General features: G+C 73.8%; 13 protein-coding genes. 7 read left to right on the forward strand and 6 right to left on the reverse strand.

What is annotated here, in order from left to right:
• Window positions 1-59 precede the first annotated feature (59 nt).
• Entirely contained in the window at window positions 60-2,438 is a 2,379-nt protein-coding gene (locus tag Sri02f_RS07670) for an HAD-IC family P-type ATPase (RefSeq protein ID WP_109000337.1), read from the forward strand.
• 30 nt (window positions 2,439-2,468) lie between these two features.
• Here Sri02f_RS07670 and Sri02f_RS07675 read toward each other — a convergent pair whose 3' ends face one another.
• Window positions 2,469-3,278: a hypothetical protein gene (locus Sri02f_RS07675; RefSeq protein ID WP_109000338.1), complete on the reverse strand. Its 810-nt coding sequence runs from the start codon at window positions 3,276-3,278 to the stop codon at window positions 2,469-2,471.
• 157 nt (window positions 3,279-3,435) lie between these two features.
• Between Sri02f_RS07675 and Sri02f_RS07680 the strand changes: the two genes are divergently transcribed.
• Window positions 3,436-4,851 carry a M1 family metallopeptidase gene (locus Sri02f_RS07680; protein ID WP_109000339.1) on the forward strand — a complete coding sequence of 472 codons (1,416 nt, stop codon included), beginning with the start codon at window positions 3,436-3,438 and terminating at the stop codon, window positions 4,849-4,851.
• A 31-nt stretch (window positions 4,852-4,882) separates the two neighbouring features.
• Here the strand turns inward: Sri02f_RS07680 and Sri02f_RS07685 are convergent, their stop codons facing one another.
• The 3 genes from Sri02f_RS07685 to Sri02f_RS07695 all read right to left on the reverse strand — a co-directional run bounded on the left by Sri02f_RS07685 (window position 4,883) and on the right by Sri02f_RS07695 (window position 10,336).
• Window positions 4,883-5,809 carry a hypothetical protein gene (locus tag Sri02f_RS07685; RefSeq protein ID WP_109000340.1) on the reverse strand — a complete coding sequence of 309 codons (927 nt, stop codon included), beginning with the start codon at window positions 5,807-5,809 and terminating at the stop codon, window positions 4,883-4,885.
• A gap of 191 nt (window positions 5,810-6,000) precedes the next feature.
• Window positions 6,001-9,228, reverse strand: coding sequence for a sacsin N-terminal ATP-binding-like domain-containing protein (locus Sri02f_RS07690; RefSeq protein ID WP_109000341.1), 3,228 nt, complete (start codon window positions 9,226-9,228; stop codon window positions 6,001-6,003).
• A gap of 145 nt (window positions 9,229-9,373) precedes the next feature.
• A complete protein-coding gene (locus tag Sri02f_RS07695; RefSeq protein WP_109000342.1) occupies window positions 9,374-10,336 on the reverse strand; it encodes a DUF3027 domain-containing protein in 963 nt (320 codons plus the stop codon).
• Window positions 10,337-10,946: 610 nt separating this feature from the next.
• On the opposite strand from Sri02f_RS07695, the gene Sri02f_RS07705 reads away from it, so the two are divergent.
• From Sri02f_RS07705 to Sri02f_RS07720, 4 genes are all read left to right on the forward strand, one after another.
• Window positions 10,947-12,380 (forward strand): MFS transporter, encoded by a 1,434-nt coding sequence (locus Sri02f_RS07705; RefSeq protein WP_174855602.1) that lies wholly within the window; start codon window positions 10,947-10,949, stop codon window positions 12,378-12,380.
• Between the two features lie 61 nt (window positions 12,381-12,441).
• A complete protein-coding gene (locus Sri02f_RS07710) occupies window positions 12,442-12,954 on the forward strand; it encodes a DUF2771 domain-containing protein (RefSeq protein ID WP_174855603.1) in 513 nt (170 codons plus the stop codon).
• A 23-nt stretch (window positions 12,955-12,977) separates the two neighbouring features.
• Entirely contained in the window at window positions 12,978-13,679 is a 702-nt protein-coding gene (locus Sri02f_RS07715; RefSeq protein ID WP_109000345.1) for a futalosine hydrolase, read from the forward strand.
• Window positions 13,666-14,520: a 1,4-dihydroxy-6-naphtoate synthase gene (locus Sri02f_RS07720; protein WP_069769464.1), complete on the forward strand. Its 855-nt coding sequence runs from the start codon at window positions 13,666-13,668 to the stop codon at window positions 14,518-14,520. The genes Sri02f_RS07715 and Sri02f_RS07720 overlap by 14 nt, the downstream gene beginning before the upstream one ends.
• A 31-nt stretch (window positions 14,521-14,551) precedes the next feature.
• Here Sri02f_RS07720 and Sri02f_RS43595 read toward each other — a convergent pair whose 3' ends face one another.
• Window positions 14,552-14,935 (reverse strand): cold-shock protein, encoded by a 384-nt coding sequence (locus Sri02f_RS43595; protein ID WP_010985338.1) that lies wholly within the window; start codon window positions 14,933-14,935, stop codon window positions 14,552-14,554.
• A gap of 185 nt (window positions 14,936-15,120) precedes the next feature.
• Between Sri02f_RS43595 and Sri02f_RS07730 the strand changes: the two genes are divergently transcribed.
• On the forward strand, window positions 15,121-15,378 hold the full coding sequence (locus tag Sri02f_RS07730) for a hypothetical protein (protein WP_109000346.1): 258 nt from the start codon (window positions 15,121-15,123) through the stop codon (window positions 15,376-15,378).
• On the opposite strand, the gene Sri02f_RS07735 is transcribed toward Sri02f_RS07730, so the two are convergent.
• Entirely contained in the window at window positions 15,366-15,992 is a 627-nt protein-coding gene (locus tag Sri02f_RS07735; RefSeq protein WP_109000347.1) for an HAD family hydrolase, read from the reverse strand. The genes Sri02f_RS07730 and Sri02f_RS07735 overlap by 13 nt on opposite strands.
• Window positions 15,993-16,066 lie beyond the last annotated feature (74 nt).

The raw sequence follows: 16,066 nt of genomic DNA on the forward strand, positions 1-16,066 counted from the left end.
GTCGGATCTTCGGGGGCTTCAGGGGGTGAAGCCCCCGAACCGCACGTACCGTCGATCCCATGGCCCACACCGACGCCCGCGCCCTCGCGCCGACGGCGAGCGGTCTGACCGCCGCCGAGGTCGCGGACCGCGTCGCGCGCGGTCAGGTCAACGACGTGCCCGCGCGCAGCAGCCGTTCCGTCGGCGAGATCGTCCGGGCGAACGTCTTCACGCGGTTCAACGCGATCATCGGCGTGCTGTGGCTGGTGATGCTCGCCGTCGCCCCCATCCAGGACAGCCTGTTCGGCTTCGTGATCCTCGCCAACACCGGCATCGGCATCGTCCAGGAGTGGCGGGCGAAACAGACCCTGGACTCCCTCGCGGTCGTCGGCGAGGCCCGCCCCACCGTGCGCCGCGACGGCACGGCGGTCCAGGTCTCCACGTCCGAGCTCGTCCTGGACGACCTCATCGTGATCGGGCCCGGCGACAAGATCGCCGTGGACGGGGCGTGCGTCGAGGCCGACGGGCTGGAGATCGACGAGTCGCTGCTCACCGGCGAGGCGGACCCCGTCGTCAAACGGGCGGGCGACCGGGTCATGTCGGGCAGCTTCGTGGTGGCGGGCGGCGGCGCCTTCCGGGCGACGAAGGTCGGCCGTGAGGCCTACGCCGCCCAGCTCGCCGAGGAGGCCTCACGCTTCACGCTCGTCCACTCCGAGCTGCGCTCCGGCATCTCGACGATCCTCAAGTACGTCACGTGGATGATGGTCCCGGCGGCGATCGGTCTCGTCGTCACGCAGCTGTTCGTCAAGAACAACGGCTTCCGGGACTCGGTCGCCCGCACCATCGGCGGCATCGTCCCGATGGTGCCCGAGGGGCTCGTCCTGCTCACCTCCGTCGCCTTCGCGATCGGCGTCGTCCGGCTCGGCCGGAAACAGTGCCTGGTGCAGGAGCTCCCCGCCATCGAGGGCCTCGCCCGCGTCGACACCGTCTGCCTGGACAAGACCGGCACCCTCACCGAGGGCGGCATGGACGTCACCGGGCTGCGCACCCTCGACGGCGCCGACGAGGGCTACGTACGGCGGGTGCTCGGGGCGCTCGGGGAGTCCGACCCGCGGCCGAACGCCTCCCTCCAGGCCGTCATCGACGCCTTCCCGCACGTCGAGGGCTGGCGCTGCACCGAGTCCCTGCCGTTCTCCTCGGCGCGCAAGTACAGCGGCGCCGCCTTCAACGAGAGCGACGGCGAGAACGGCGGCGGGAACAGCACCTGGCTGCTGGGGGCGCCCGACGTGCTCCTGGACGACGACGATCCCGCCCTCGGCGAGACCGAGCGGCTCAACGAGCAGGGGCTGCGCGTGCTGCTGCTGGCCCGCGCCGCGCGCGACCTCGGCGATCCCGAGCCCGCGAGCGGGGCCCGGCCCGTCGCGCTGGTGGTGCTCGAACAGCGGCTGCGGCCCGACGCGGGCGACACGCTGCGCTACTTCGCCGAGCAGAACGTCCAGGCCAAGGTCGTCTCCGGCGACAACGCGGTGTCGGTGGGGGCGGTGGCCGCGAAGCTCGGGCTCAAGGGCGACGCCGTGGACGCCCGCCGGCTGCCCGCCGACCAGGACGGCATGGGGCGGGCGCTGGACGAGGGCACGGTGTTCGGCCGGGTCACCCCCCAGCAGAAGCGGGACATGGTGGGGGCGCTGCAGGCCCGCGGGCGCACCGTCGCGATGACCGGGGACGGCGTCAACGACGTCCTCGCGCTGAAGGACGCGGACATCGGCGTGGCGATGGGGTCGGGCTCCGAGGCCACCCGGGCGGTCGCGCAGATCGTGCTGCTGGACAACAGCTTCGCGACCCTGCCGTCGGTGGTGGCGGAGGGCCGGCGGGTCATCGGCAACATCACCCGGGTGGCGACCCTCTTCCTGGTGAAGACGGTCTACTCGGTGCTGCTGGCCCTGCTGGTGGTGTGCTGGCAGGTGGAGTACCCGTTCCTGCCGAGGCATCTGACGATGCTGTCCACGCTCACGATCGGCATTCCGGCCTTCTTCCTCGCCCTCGCCCCCAACACCGAGCGGGCCCGCCCGCACTTCGTGCGCCGGGTGATGCGGTACTCGGTCCCCGGCGGGGTGATCGCGGGCGTCGCGACCTTCGTGACCTATCTGCTGGCCCGTCACCACTACACCGGAGCCGGCGCGCTGGAGGCCGAGACGAGCGCGGCCACGCTCACGCTGTTCCTGGCGTCGATGTGGGTACTGGCGATCATCGCCCGCCCCTACACCTGGTGGCGGGTGCTGCTGGTGGCCTCGATGGGCGGGGCGTTCCTGCTGGTGCTGGCGGTCCCGTCGCTGCAGCACTTCTTCGCGCTGAAGCTGGTCGGGCTGACGATGCCGTGGATCGCGGTGGGCGTGGCGGTGGTGGCGGCGGTCGCCCTGGAGTTCTCCTGGCGATGGGTCGACCGCCGCTACCCCGGCTGACGCGGCCGGGCGAACCGGCCGCGGGCGGGATTACCTGACGTCGACGAAGTCACCCGCGGCGCTGACCGCCGGGGTGGTGGAGGTGCCCGCGAAGACGAAGCGGTAGTAACCGTCGACCGAGGCCGTCACGGTGGTCTTCAGAGCGCCGGTGGAGCCGGTCTTGACGGTCTTCACGGTGCTGTAGGTGCTGCTGCCGCTCTTGCGGAACTGCAGCTGCACCGACTGGGCCGAGTAACCGGCGTACTTGTGGGTGTCCCAGTTGGCGCGGGTGAGCGCGCCCGTGACGGTGAGGGTCTTGCCCTTCTTCACCGGCTCGGGGGCGGCGTTGACCGTCAGCTTCGCCTGGCGCTGCACGTTGATCGCGCCCAGGTTGCTCTGCCACGTGAAGTCGCCGAGGCCGGTGGCGTTCCGGGGGACGGCGAGCGCGCCGACCTTCCAGGCGCCCGCCTGGGTGTTGGCGAGGCCTTCGTACTCGTCGGAGCCGACGGGCCGGAACTGGATCTTGGCGGTGCAGTGCAGGACCGTCGTGGAGACGGCGGAGCACACGCCCGGGTCGTCGCCGCCGATGATGTCGGCCTGGGCGTTGAGCTGGGTGCCCCGGTAGAGGAGCGGACCGGTGTCGATGGAGGCCGCGTTGAGGTTCGCGGGCTTGGTCACGGTGTAGGTCGCGTTGACGGTGACCTTGGCCGTGGGGCCGACCACCACCGCCTTGCCCGCGTTGATCTTCACTTGGGAGAAGGTCACGCCGGGCGCCGTGGTCGGAGCGGCCTGCGCGGCCGGGACGGCGAGGGCGGAGAGGGCGACGGCGCCGGTGGCGACGACGAGAGCGCGTATGCGCATGTGCGTTCCCCAGATGGAGAGGAGTGATCTCGGAGTCTGTTGACTCACGAGGTGAGATCACCGACGAATCCGGTGAGTTGTACGGGAGAAAGTAAAAAAAAGAGCCTGTCCGCCAACTCGGTTTCCCCGTCGGCGCGTTGTGGCAGTATCGGCTGGCATGTCACCGTCAGCCGCGTGGTCGCCCGTGCCTCGTCGTCGTCTTTTCGTCGTGCTGCTCGTCGTGCTGGTCCTCGTGCTGACGGCGCTCGGCGCCGGTGTGGGTGCGGGTGACGCCCACGCGGCATCCGGGCCGGCGGGGCCGCAGGCCGCGGCGACGCCCGACCGCGCCCGCTACGACGTGACTCTGCGTGCGGACGCCGACGGCGGGCACTGGGCCGGGCGGCAGCGGGTGTCGTTCCGCAACGCCTCCCCCGCACCGCTTCGTGAGGTGTACCTGCGGCTCTGGGGCAACGGCGAGGACCCGTGCGGCACGCCCGGCGCACCGCCCTCCCCCGTCACCGTGTCGCACGTCGTCGGCGGCAGACCGGGACCTCTGACCGTGGGCTGCACGGCCCTGCGCATCCTGCTGCCCAAGCCGCTCGCGCGCGGCGAGCGGACGTCCGTCGCCTTCGACGTCTCCCTCACCGTGCCCGGCCGCAACGCCCGCTTCGGCCGTGAGGGTGCGACCCGCTTCCTCGGCAACGCGCTGCCGGTGCTCGCCGTGCACGACGCGAAGGGGTGGCACCTCGACCCCTACGTGGCGCTCGGTGAGAGCTTCTACGCCCTGGCGAGCGACTTCCGGGTCCGCCTGGACCACCCGTCGGCCCTGAAAGTGCCGGCGACGGGCAGCACCCGGAGCCTGCCCGGCGCCCCCGGCCGCACCGTGACGCTCAGCGTCGCCGACCGGGTGCGGGACTTCGCCTGGGCCGCGGGTCCGTTCCGCACGGCGACCCGGACCACGCCCGGGGGCGTGCGCGTCAGGTCGTACTGGGCGCCCGGCGCCCCCGCCGCGGGCGTGGAGCTGACCCGCACGGACGCCGACGCCGCGATCGACCGGTTCGGCCGGGAGTTCGGCCGCTATCCGTACGGCGAGCTCGACGTCGTGATGACCCCGCAGTTCGGCGGCGGCATGGAATACCCCGGCCTCGTCCTCCTCGGCATCACCGAGGAAGGCGGCGCCGTCGTCCACGAGGTGGCACATCAGTGGTGGTACGGGATCGTCGGCGACGACGAGTACTCCTCACCGTGGCTGGACGAGAGCTTCGCCCAGTACGCCAACGCCCGTTTCCAGGGCTGGGACATGCGCGACTGCTGGTCGGACGTCTCCTGGCCCGACGACAGCGCCGCGCTGACCGCCTCGATGGCCTACTGGTCGCGGCACCGCGGTCAGTACCACCTCGTCTACACGGCCGGGCCCTGCGCCCTCGCCGACCTGGAACACACCCTCGGCGCCGCCACGATGGCACGCCTGCTCAAGGAGTACGCCCGCGAGCACTGGTACGGCGTCTCCACCACCGAGGACTTCGTACGAGCCGCCCAGTCCTTGACGGACGTCGACCTCGGCCCCTTCTGGGAAGCCCACCGCATCCGGTGACGCGCACGGACGAGCCCCCCCTCGCCCGGTCTCACCGCACGTCGACGAAGTCCCCCGCGGCGCTGACCGCCGCAGTCGTCGCGTCGCCCGCGAAGGCGAAACGGTAGTACCCGTCCACCGACGCCTTCACGGTGGTCTTCAGAGCGCCGGCGGAGCCGGTCCTGACGGTCTTCACGGTGCTGTAGGCGCTGCTGCCCTTCTTGCGGAACTGCAGCTGCACCGGCTGGGCCGAGTAACCGGCGTACTTGTTGCGGTCCCAGTCGGCGCGGGTCAGCGCACCCGTGACGGTGAGGGTCCTGCCCTTCTTCACCGGCTCGGGGGCGGCGTTCACCGTCAGCTTCGCGAAGCGCTGGAGCCTGACGGTGGCCAGGGCGTCGCCCTCGGCGTATCCGACCTTGGTCCAGTCGACGTCGTCGGAACCCGGGTCGACGTCGTTCCAGTCGGTGACGTAGCCCGCCGCCTTCCACACCGTGGCGTCGGCGTCGTCCAGCTCGACGGACGGGGAGACGTCGATGGTGCCCGTGCAGGAGGCGACCGTGGCGGAGGCGTTACCGCAGGTCGGCCGGAAATCGCCGATCAGGACGTGGTCCGGGTGGGCGAACGACGCACCGCGGTAGAGGACCAGGTCCAGCTCGACGTCCTCCGCGGCGAGGTCGACGCCCGCACCGTGCGTGATCCTGAAGGTGACCGGGACGGTGACCTTGCCACCTGCTCCGGCCACGATCGGCCGGCCCTTGTTGACTCTGACGCTGCCGAACCTGGCGTCCAGCCGGTACGGGGCGCCCGCCGCGGGGCGCGCACCGGCGAAGGCGCTCCCGCCGGAGGCGGCCGCGTGCAGGGCCTTCAGGGTGTCGACGCGGTGGTGCGAGCCGCTTCCCGCCGCCTGTGCGACCGGCACGGCGAGGGCGGACAGAGCCATGGCGCCGCTGACGGCGACCACGGTGGCGCGTACGCGCATGCGTTCCCCCAGAGAGAAGGGGCCCGGCCGGCCGCCGCTCGCACGGCCCGCATCACATCCGGGGCCCAAGTGATCGTGGAGTCTTCTGACTCAGTTGCTCAGAGGGCTGTCGGGGTCGGATGGTTGTGCGAGGCGGAGAAGATTCACTGACGGGACGGGGAGGGGCCGTCCGGTCGGGCGGCCCCTCGGGGTCAGTCGAACCAGCGGTCGCGGGCCAGTTCCGCTGTCCTGGACGGGTCCTCCAGGAGGGCGGCGACCTCGAAGCGGCGGGGCCACTGGCGGGCCGCCCAGGCGAGGCCGGCCGCGACGCCCTCCAGGGTGGCCGCGTGCAGGACGCCGTCGCCGGTCAGGCGCCAGTCGATCTCCACGCCGTCGACGACGAGCTCCTCGTGCTCGACGTAGGTGGCGGGCGTGCGCGGGCCGAGCAGCACCCGCACCGGCTCCGGGACCTCGTGTTCCGCGCCCTGTGAGTCCACCTCGCCGGTCACGGACTCGCTCAGCCGCCGCACCTGGAACAGCTCGGCGAGTTCGGCGGCCCGGGAGGGGCGTACCGGGAGCAGCGGGACGCCCTGGGTGAAGGGGAGCAGGTCGGGCGAGTCGACGACCACCGCGTCGGCGGCGTCCACGACCTCGACGCGGCCGTCGACGACGGCCCGCAGCTCGTCCGGCAGGGTCACCTGTTCGGGATCCAGCTCGGCCAACGCCCCGTACAGGCCGTGCAGTTGGGCGGGGGCGACAGGGCGCTCCGGGTCGGCGAGGCGGTCCAGCAGTTCCGCCGCGCCGCCGGGCTCGTCGAGCAGGGCGGCCACCGAGGTCCGCACGCCGAGGGCGCGCAGCACCTGCTCGTCGTCGAAGCCGGTCGCGTCGGCCTCGTCGTACAGACCGTGCAGCAGCGGGTCGCCGCCGGCCGCCAGCAGTCCGGCCGGGCGGCGGCCGTCGAGGACCGGGTTCCCGCGCAGCCACCAGGCGGTGTAGGACCGTACGACCTCGTGGGTGCCGTCGGGCAGGAGGACGCGGACGGGCTGGGTGAGGGCGTCGCGCAGCGGCGGCCGGGCGAGCATCGCGAGGGCCTGCGGCCAGCAGTCCTCGTCGACGAGGTCGAGGTCGCGGACGGCGACCAGCTCGGTGGCGACGGGAGGCACCGGGCTGTCGGGGAAGCGGTCGAGGATGTCCTCGCACCACACGTCCACGGCGTCCAGCAGCCCCGCGTCGTCGGGCTCGGCGAAGTCGCCCTCGCGCGGCTCCAGTTCGTCCGGGTCGAGGACGACGTCCGTGGCCCGCACCAGCGCGAAGCCGGCGAGCACGCCACAGGCGGCGAGCGGCTGTTCGCCCCACTTCGCCGCGAGCCCGGCGTCGACGCAGGCGAGTTCGTCCTCGCGGATGACGGAGGCGAAGGGGCTGCCCGGCAGGACCAGTTCACCGGCGGGGACGAGCTCGCCGTCCTCGTCCGGCAGGGCGAGCGCGCCCAGCCAGGGCTCGTCGCCGGGCTCCAGACCCGCGTCGCGGGCCAGCGCGAGCACGGTGTCGGCGAGCTCCTCCGCGTCCAGCGCGCCCTGGTCGTCCCAGGCGCCGCCGTCGTCGTCCAGGGAAGCCGCGACGGCGGCCCGCACCTGCGGAGTGGTCAGGATCGCGCGCGGGGTGGCGGGCAGGGCGCCGAGCTTCTCCAGCAGGGGGTGCGCGGCGTCCGGGTGGGCGACCTTGAGGCCGAGCCGGGCGAGGACGTCCGGGTCGAGGACGGCCGCGTCCGGGGTGGGCAGCAGCACCTGACGCGGGCCGACGGCGGTCCGCGGTCCCCCGGCGCCGAATCCCCCGGCGCCGAACCCCTGCGAGGCGTCTCCGGCCAGGGGCACCGGCAGCCCGGTCAGCCGGTCCGGGTCGACCCCGGCCAGGCTGTCGTAGAGCCGGTACCACCACTGCGGGTCCTTCTCCAGACCGGCCAGCCGGTCGACGACGTCCGCGAGCGGAATGCGGGCGACGCCCAGCGTGCGCAGCTCGACGCGCCGCTCCAGCCCGGCGGGCAGCAGCGTGGGCAGCACCTCCGCCAGCACCCGCACGGTGTCCGCGCCGGCGCCCTCGACGACCTCGGCGTCACGGGGGCGGAGCGCTTCGGGGAGCCCGACCGCGACCGTGTCCCCGACCTCGACCTCACCCTCGGCCCCGCCCTCGGCCGCGTCCTCCGGCACGGGCGGGACGGCGGGCGGCAGGAAGGCGGTGCGCGGCAGCAGCTCCAGGACGGCTCGGCGCAGCGCCCCGTCCAGCTCCCCCTTGCCCAGCGGGCCGGGCACCAGGTCGATGATCCCGGCGCCCACCGGCCGCCAGCCGGCGAGGAGTTCGGCGTACACGTCCGCGGCGCGGCGCACCAGATGGTCGGTCAGCGGGCCGGGGGCCGCGTGACGGCGGGTGGTGTCGAGCGGGAAGGAGGCGATGAGCAGGGCGGGGACGCCGAGGGGCTCGTCGCTGGGGGTGGGCGCGTGGACGACGGGCGTGGTGCGCGGCCGGACGGGAGCGCCGTCGTCGTCGACGGGCACGGCCCAGGTGACCGACCAGTGGGGCCGCAGCCGCTCCTCGATGGGGCGGTCGGCGAGCAGGTCCGGGGCGAGGTCGCCGTGGGCGGAGGCGGTCCGCCAGCGGGTCGTGCCGTGCTCGCTGTCGGAGACGACGGTGTGGGCGCCGTCGAGGGAACGCCGCAGGGTGCGCGGGGCGCCGTCGCCGATCTCGATCACGACCTCCTCCAGGCCCGGCAGGGCGAGGAGGAGGGCGTCGTCGACGGCGGTGAGGAGCCGTTCGGCGAGGTCGGCCGCGGCGGTGTCGCGCAGCGGGAGGATGACGGCCGTGTCGTAGGGGTCGGGCGCGGTGCCCTGGGCGGCGAACGGGAGCCGCAGCAGGGGCACATGGCCGTCGCGCCGCCGGACCTCGTCCCCGAGGCCGGGGCTGTGCCGGGCCGTCTCGGAGGCGAGCGCGCGGGCCTCGGCCAGATCCCAGCGGACGCCGCCGTGGCGACCGACGACGGCCGGCTCGTCGGTGACGGCGAGCACGGCGGCGAATCCGACGCCGAACCGTCCGACGGCGACGCCCGACTGCTGCGCCTCACGCTTGGCGGAGGCCCGCAGCGTGGCCAGGGACTCCACGCCGGCCGCGTCCAGCGGTGCGCCGGTGTTCGCCGCGACCAGCACGCCGTCGCGGAGGGTGAGCCGCAGCCGTCCCGGCACCCCGCCCCTGGCGGCCGCGTCGGCCGCGTTCTGCGCGAGCTCGACGACGAGCCGGTCCCGGTACCCGCCGAGGACGAGGTCCTCCTCGGCGTTGGCGTCCTCCCGGAAACGGGCCGGACTGGTGGCCCAGGCGTCCAGGACCCCGCGGCGCAGGCGCGCCGTGCCGAAGGGATCCGCGCCCTCGGGCGCCGGCCGCACGAACTTGCTCACGTTGGCTCTCCTCGTCGACGGGAGTCGACGGTACCGCGAGATGTTCTTCGCCCCCGCCGCCCCTGCCCTCCCCGAACCCCCCGGAGGGACCCGGGGCGGGCCGGGCGCGGGCCCGGGGCAGGCCGGGCGCAGGGTGGGCCGGGTGCTAGGAGTGGCCGAGCTCCGCGGTTTCCTCGTCGGAGACGACCGGCACCGAACCCGAGTCCGCCGCCGGACGCAGCGGGAACGGGTCGACCCGGGTCTCGTCGATCACCGGCGGTGCGGGCCGCGGCGGCTTGGGCATCACCGCCGCCTCCGAGTGGCCGCCGCAGCCGTAGGCCAGGGACACCACCCGGCCGTCGGCCGGGGAGAACTCGTTGGCGCAGACACCGAAGGCCTGGCCCAGCGAGCCCCCGATGCGAGTGAGGAAACCGCAGCTCACACAGGAGGCGGGGGCCGCCTGCGCCATGGGCGTCTTGGCGCCGAAGCCCTCTTCCCAGCGGTCGGCGGCGGTGTGCAGGCCGTAGCGGGACAGGACCCGGGCCCGGCGCAGCCCCAGTTCCTCCGCGACGGCCGCGATCGTGCCCCGGCGCGGGGCCGCGGGGAGGGCCGCCGGCGGGGCCGCCGTCACCTCCGCGTCCTCCGCCTCCACCAGCTCGGCCATCTCCTCGGAGAGGGGCGAGTTCGGCGTCGGCTCGTCCGCGTCGAAGTACCCCGGCTGCAGACGGGGGTCGTCCTCGCCGGTGTAGCCCGGCTCCAGACGGAGATCCTCCGCGTCCGTGGGGAGCAGGTCTCCCGGGCCCATGTCGCCGGGGCGCAGCCGATCGCTCCACGGGACCCACTCCGGGGCCAGGACCGCGTCCGGGCCCGGCAGCAGGACCACCTCGTCCAGGGTGACGATCTTGGCGCGGGACGCCCGCGCCACCGTCGCCGCCCAGCGCCAGCCCCGGTAGCCCGGTTCCTTGCACTCGAAGTAGTGGGTGACCACACGGTCGCCCTCGGAGACTACGCCCGCGTGCTCGCCGACCACGCCGGGGGCGGCTGCCTCCTCGGCTGCGGCGCGGGCGAGGTCGACGGCCTCGGCGCACAGGCGGTCGGGGGTGCGGCTTCGCGTGGTCGCTGCGCTCACAGGTATCGCTTCTCTCCTACGCCGTCTCTCGGTGCGCCTGCCTGAAGGCGGCGGGTGCGGACGGAGCGGACCACTGGACCGCGTCGACGTCCGCGCCCGATCGCGCTCGGGCGCACCTGCTGTCATCCATTCTGCGGGATGTCCGGGAGGCGCGCGGCCGAGAACGATCGCCACGGCGCGCTACGCACGCTACCTGTTCCCGCGCGCTCGGCCTACACCGACGGGACGTTTCCCTCCCTTCGAAAAGCTCCGGGCCCGTCCCGGCCCCCTCTTCCGGCAGCCTCGGGACGGCCTGCCCGCCCCCCTCGCCGTCGCGCCGGAGCCGCCTCCCACGGCCCTCCCGCGGCCTTCCAGCGGCCGCCCCGCGGCCTCTCCAGGCCCTTGTGACACCGCCCCCACCGCATTCCGGCCACCCCCGGCCGTCCTCCCTCCCCCTGCCCCCTCCGCGCCCCCGGCCTCCCCCCGGCCTCCCCCCGCCTCCCCCGCCGTCTCCGGGTCGCGGCACAATCGCATCGCAACCGTTGCCGGACCGGTGCCGGGCGCCGACGGTCACACGGCCATACGCGCGGTAACCGCACTATGCACGGCGTTTCCGGGGCACTATGACGGGGTGGCAGCCGCAAGGACACCCCAGGGCGCCACCGGGACCGGTGCGACGAAGGGGAACAGGGGGAGGAGCCAGGTGAGCGGTTCGGGCCGGATGAGCGGGTCCGTCCGCGCGGTCGGCCGCGCCCTGAACCTCCCGTTCACCGGCGCCGCCCGAGGCATCAGGAAGGTCACGCACGCGCACGGCGCCGGCGAGTCCGGCCTCGGCAAGCTGATCGAGCTGCACGGCGTGAACGGCGCCGGCGACGTCATGATCACCGTCGCGCTCGCCTCCACCGTCTTCTTCTCCGTGCCCACCGACGAGGCCCGCGGCCGCGTCGCGCTCTACCTCGCCATCACCATGGCCCCCTTCACCGTCCTCGCCCCCGTGATCGGCCCCCTGCTCGACCGGCTCCCGCACGGCCGGCGCGCCGCCATGGCCGGGGCGATGCTCGCCCGGGCCCTGCTCGCACTGGTGCTGTCCGGGGCCGTCGCCACCGGCAGCATCGAGCTGTACCCGGCCGCGCTGGGCGTGCTGGTCTCCTCCAAGGCCTACGGAGTCGTCAGAAGCGCCGTCGTGCCCCGGCTGCTGCCGCCCGGGTTCTCCCTGGTCAAGGCCAACTCGCGGGTCACCCTCGGCGGCCTGCTCGCCACCGGCGTCGCCGCGCCCATCGGCGCCGGGCTGCAGGCCCTCGGCCCGCGCTACCCGCTCTACGGCGCCTTCCTGATCTTCGTGGCCGGGACCTTCCTGTCGTTCTCCCTGCCCCGCAAGGTCGACTCCGCCAAGGGCGAGGACGTGGCCCTCCTCGCCGCCGACGAACAGCACCTGCACGGCCCCCACCGCCATCCCGTCAAGCGCCCCGGCCTGCGGACGGTCGGCATCGCCGTCACCCACGCCCTCGGCGCCAACGCGGCGCTGCGCTGGCTGTCCGGGTTCCTGACCTTCTTCCTCGCGTTCCTGCTGCGCGAGCACCCGCTCACCGGGCAGAGCGCGGCCGTGTCGCTGGGCATGGTCGCCGTCTCGGCGGGCCTCGGCAACGCGCTCGGGACGGCGGTCGGGGCCTGGCTGCGCTCCAAGGCCCCCGAGCTGATCATCGTGACGGTCGTCGCCGTCGTGCTGGGCGCCGTGCTCGTGGCCGCCGTGTTCTTCGGCGCGTTCCTCGTGGCCTGCCTCGCGGCCGTCGCCGGGTTCTCGCAGGCCCTCGCCAAGCTGTCCCTGGACGCGCTGATCCAGCGGGACGTGCCGGAACTCGTGCGCACGTCGGCGTTCGCCCGCTCCGAGACGCTGCTCCAGGTGTGCTGGGTGTTCGGCGGCGCGGTCGGCATCGTCATGCCGCTCAACGGCTCGCTGGGCCTGTCGGTGGCCGCCGGCGTGGTCGCGCTGGGCTGGCTGGCCACCGTCCGCGGGCTGCTCTCCTCCGTCCGGCACGGGAGCGGCGCGAAGCCCCGCGTGGCCTAACACACAGCCGCGCCGCCCCCCGCGTAAAGGGACCACCCGACGTGCCCGATAGCCTTCCGCCATGACCACGATGCCCCGCGGCGGAGCCGCTGATGTCCTCGGCGTGGTGCGACGCCGCCGTGCCGTCGCCGCCGCCGGCGCCGTTTGTGCCGGACTGCTCGTCCTGTCGGCCTGCGACAAGCCGACCCCCCTGTCCACCATCACCGTCGGCCGCGACTCGGTCAGCTCCGAGGCCACCTGCGGTGGCGAGGGCGACACCCTCCAGGCCGCGGCCCTGACCAAGTGCCTCGGGGACAAGGACATCAAGTCCATCAGCGTCGACCCGGACGAGACCGTCCGCATCGGCGTCGACCCCGACGTGGCCGACAAGCGCTGGACCATCCTGATGAACGGTCAGCCGCTCACCGAGGACAGCGACAAGACCTACCGGACGATCCCGGGCAGCGTGTTCTTCAACGCGCAGTACGGCGCCCAGGGCAACTCCACGCTCGTCACCATCAAGGCGGGCGACGGCAAGAAGCAGAGCCGGGCGGCGACCGGCCTGTGGTCCTTCAAGCTCAAGAAGGACGACTGACCACGTCCCGCCCACGCGTCCTCGTGGCCACCGCGGTCCCCGCCGAGCGGGACGCGGTGGCACGGGCATGGCCGGCCGAGCCCGCCCGGCAGACCCTGCTGCCCGGTCTGACGCTGCACCGCGTCGGCGAGGGCTGCGACCTGCTCGCCGCGGGCGTCGGCCCCGCCCTGGCCGCGGCCTCCGTCTCCGCCGCCCTCACCGCCGCCGCGCTGCGGGGCGCGCCCTACGGCCTCGTCGTCTCGGCCGGCATCGCGGGCGGCTTCGTGCCCGCCGCGCCCGTCGGCTCCCTGGTGGTCGCCGACGAGATCACCGCGGCCGACCTGGGCGCCGAGACCGCCGACGGCTTCCTGCCGGTGACCGAGCTGGGCTTCGGCGCCGTCACCCACCGTCCGCCCGAATCCCTCGTACGGGAGACCGCGGCCGTCACCGGCGCCCGTCCGGGCGTCGTCCTGACCGTGTCGACGGTCACCGGCACCGCCGCCCGCGCCGCCGCCCTGCGCGCCCGCCACCCGCGGGCGCTGGCCGAGGCGATGGAGGGCTTCGGCGTCGCCGAGGCGGCCGCCGCGCACGCCACGGCCGTGCTGGAGATCCGCGCGGTCTCCAACCCCGTCGGCCCGCGCGACCGCGCCGCCTGGCGCATCGGCGAGGCGCTCGACGCGCTCACCGAGGCCTTCGGGAAGCTCGCACCCGTCCTGGAGAGTTGGAAGGCACATGACCACGACTGAGCCGGCGCTGCAGATCGCGTACTCCCCCTGCCCCAACGACACCTTCGTCTTCGACGCCCTCGCGCACGGCCGGGTGCCGGGCGCGCCCGCGCTCGACGTGACGTTCGCGGACATCGACCTCACCAACGGCATGGCCGAACGCGGCGAGTTCGACGTGCTGAAGGTGTCGTACGCCGTGCTGCCGTACGTCCTCGACGAGTACGCGCTGCTGCCCTGCGGGGGTGCGCTGGGCCGGGGCTGCGGACCGCTGGTCCTCACCGGTGAGCCGGGGGCCGACCTCACCGGCCGCACGGTCGCCGTGCCGAGCGAGCGCTCGACGGCCTACCTGCTGTTCCGCCTGTGGGCGGCGGACACCGTTCCCGGCGGCGTCGGCGAGATCGTCGTCATGCCGTTCCACGAGATCATGCCGGCGGTGCGGGACGGCAAGGTCGACGCGGGGCTGGTCATCCACGAGGCCCGCTTCACCTACCGGAACTACGGGCTGCACAAGCTCGCGGACATGGGCGAGCACTGGGAGTCCACGACCGGTCTGCCGATCCCGCTCGGCGCGATCATCGCCAAGCGCTCGCTGGGGGCGGCCGCGCTGACCCGGCTGGCCGACTCGATCCGCGCCTCCGTACGGGCCGCCTGGGACGAGCCCGAGGTCTCCCGCCCGTACGTGATGGAACACGCCCAGGAGATGGACCCGTCCGTCGCCGACCAGCACATCGGCCTGTACGTCAACGAGTTCACGGCGGATCTCGGCGAGGACGGCCGGGCGGCGGTCCGCGGCCTGCTCACCCGCGCCGCGGCCGAGGGACTGCTGCCGCCCCTCGGCCCCGGTGCGCTCGACTTCCCGTGACCGGCCGCTCGACCGGTCGCCGGGGGTCGGCTCAGACGTCCAACTGGTCGGCGACCGCGCGCAGCAGACCGGCGATCTTCTTGCCGGAGGTCTTCTCCGGGTAACGGCCCTTCTCGAGCATCGGGGTGATGTTCTCGAGAAGGGTGGTCAGGTCCTGGACGATGGAGGCCAGTTCGTCGGGCTTCCTGCGCTGCGCGGCGGCGACCGACGGGGTCGGGTCGAGGAGGACGACGGAGAGCGCCTGGTCGCCGCGCTGCCCGGCGACGACGCCGAACTCCACTCGCTGGCCCGGCTTCAGTGCCTCGACTCCGGCGGGGAGGACCGAGGAATGCACGAAGACGTCACCGCCGTCGTCGCGGGAGAGAAAGCCGAAGCCCTTCTCTGAATTGAACCACTTGACCTTGCCGGTAGGCACGTCTGTCCTCGTCCTCGTACTCGTCGGGAAACTGCGTCGGAAAGAGCTCTGAACCGCTGCGGGACGGCTCTTGATAGCACTTGGGCGGGTCGTCCACGACCCGCCGGTACCAAGGCTAATGGTCTTCGGGCCGGTGACAAGACGTCCCCCGGTTGTTCCTCAGGGCTGGGAACTACCCTGGTCGGGTGCGTGACAAAACCCAAACGAATTCCGCCGCTGCCGGTGACCGACTGATCCGTGCCGGGGCCGTCGTGTTCTTCGTCGGCGCCGTGGCCACCCTCGTCACGGTCGCCCCGCTGCTGCTCGGCACGTCGCCTTTTCCGACGTTCATGTTCGGACTGAGCATGCTGATGGGCGTCGGCTTCCTGGTGGCCGCCGCGGGCGTCCTGCGGTCGGCCGCCGAGGGACGCCGCCGGGCGCGGGGCGGGGGTCAGCCCTCGTAGGCCGCGAACCACTGCGCGAACCGCGTCAGACCGTCGAGGACGACGTCCGCGCCGGCCTCGGTCAGCTCCGCCGCGCTGCACGGCCCCGTGGCCACGCCGACCGAGAACGCCCCGGCCGCGCGGGCCCCGCGCACGTCCCCGACGTGATCGCCCACGTAGACGGACGCGCCGTGCTCGCGCAGGGCCTGCGCCTTCTGCGCCGCCCACAGGTCGCCGATCACCGCGTCGGGCCGCATGCCCAGGTGTTCCATGTGCAGCCGGGCGTTCGGCTCCCACTTCGCGGTGACGACGATCGCCCGTCCGCCGGCCGCCCGGACCGCGTCGACGGCCTCGTGGGCGCCGGGCATCGCGAGCGTGCCCGCGACGGCGAACTCCGGGTAGATCTCGCGGTAGAGATCGGTCATCGCCGGTATCTCCCGCGACGGGAACCAGTGCGCCATCTCCTGTGCCAGCGGCGGCCCCAGCCGTGTCACCACCAGATCGGCGTCGACGTACGTCCCGGTCCGTGCGGACAGCTCCTGCCAGCAGGCGCGGATGCCGGGCCGGGAGTCGATGAGGGTCATGTCGAGGTCGAAGCCGACGGTGAGGCCGGGGGTGACGGTCATGTCCGCCATTGTCGCCGGTCGGGAGCGCGCGTCCGCCGGCGCCGCCGTCCGCCCGGGTCGCCGCGGGCGTCGTCCGCCTGCCT

Source organism: Streptomyces rishiriensis (assembly GCF_003112535.1).
GTDB lineage: Bacteria > Actinomycetota > Actinomycetes > Streptomycetales > Streptomycetaceae > Streptomyces > Streptomyces rishiriensis.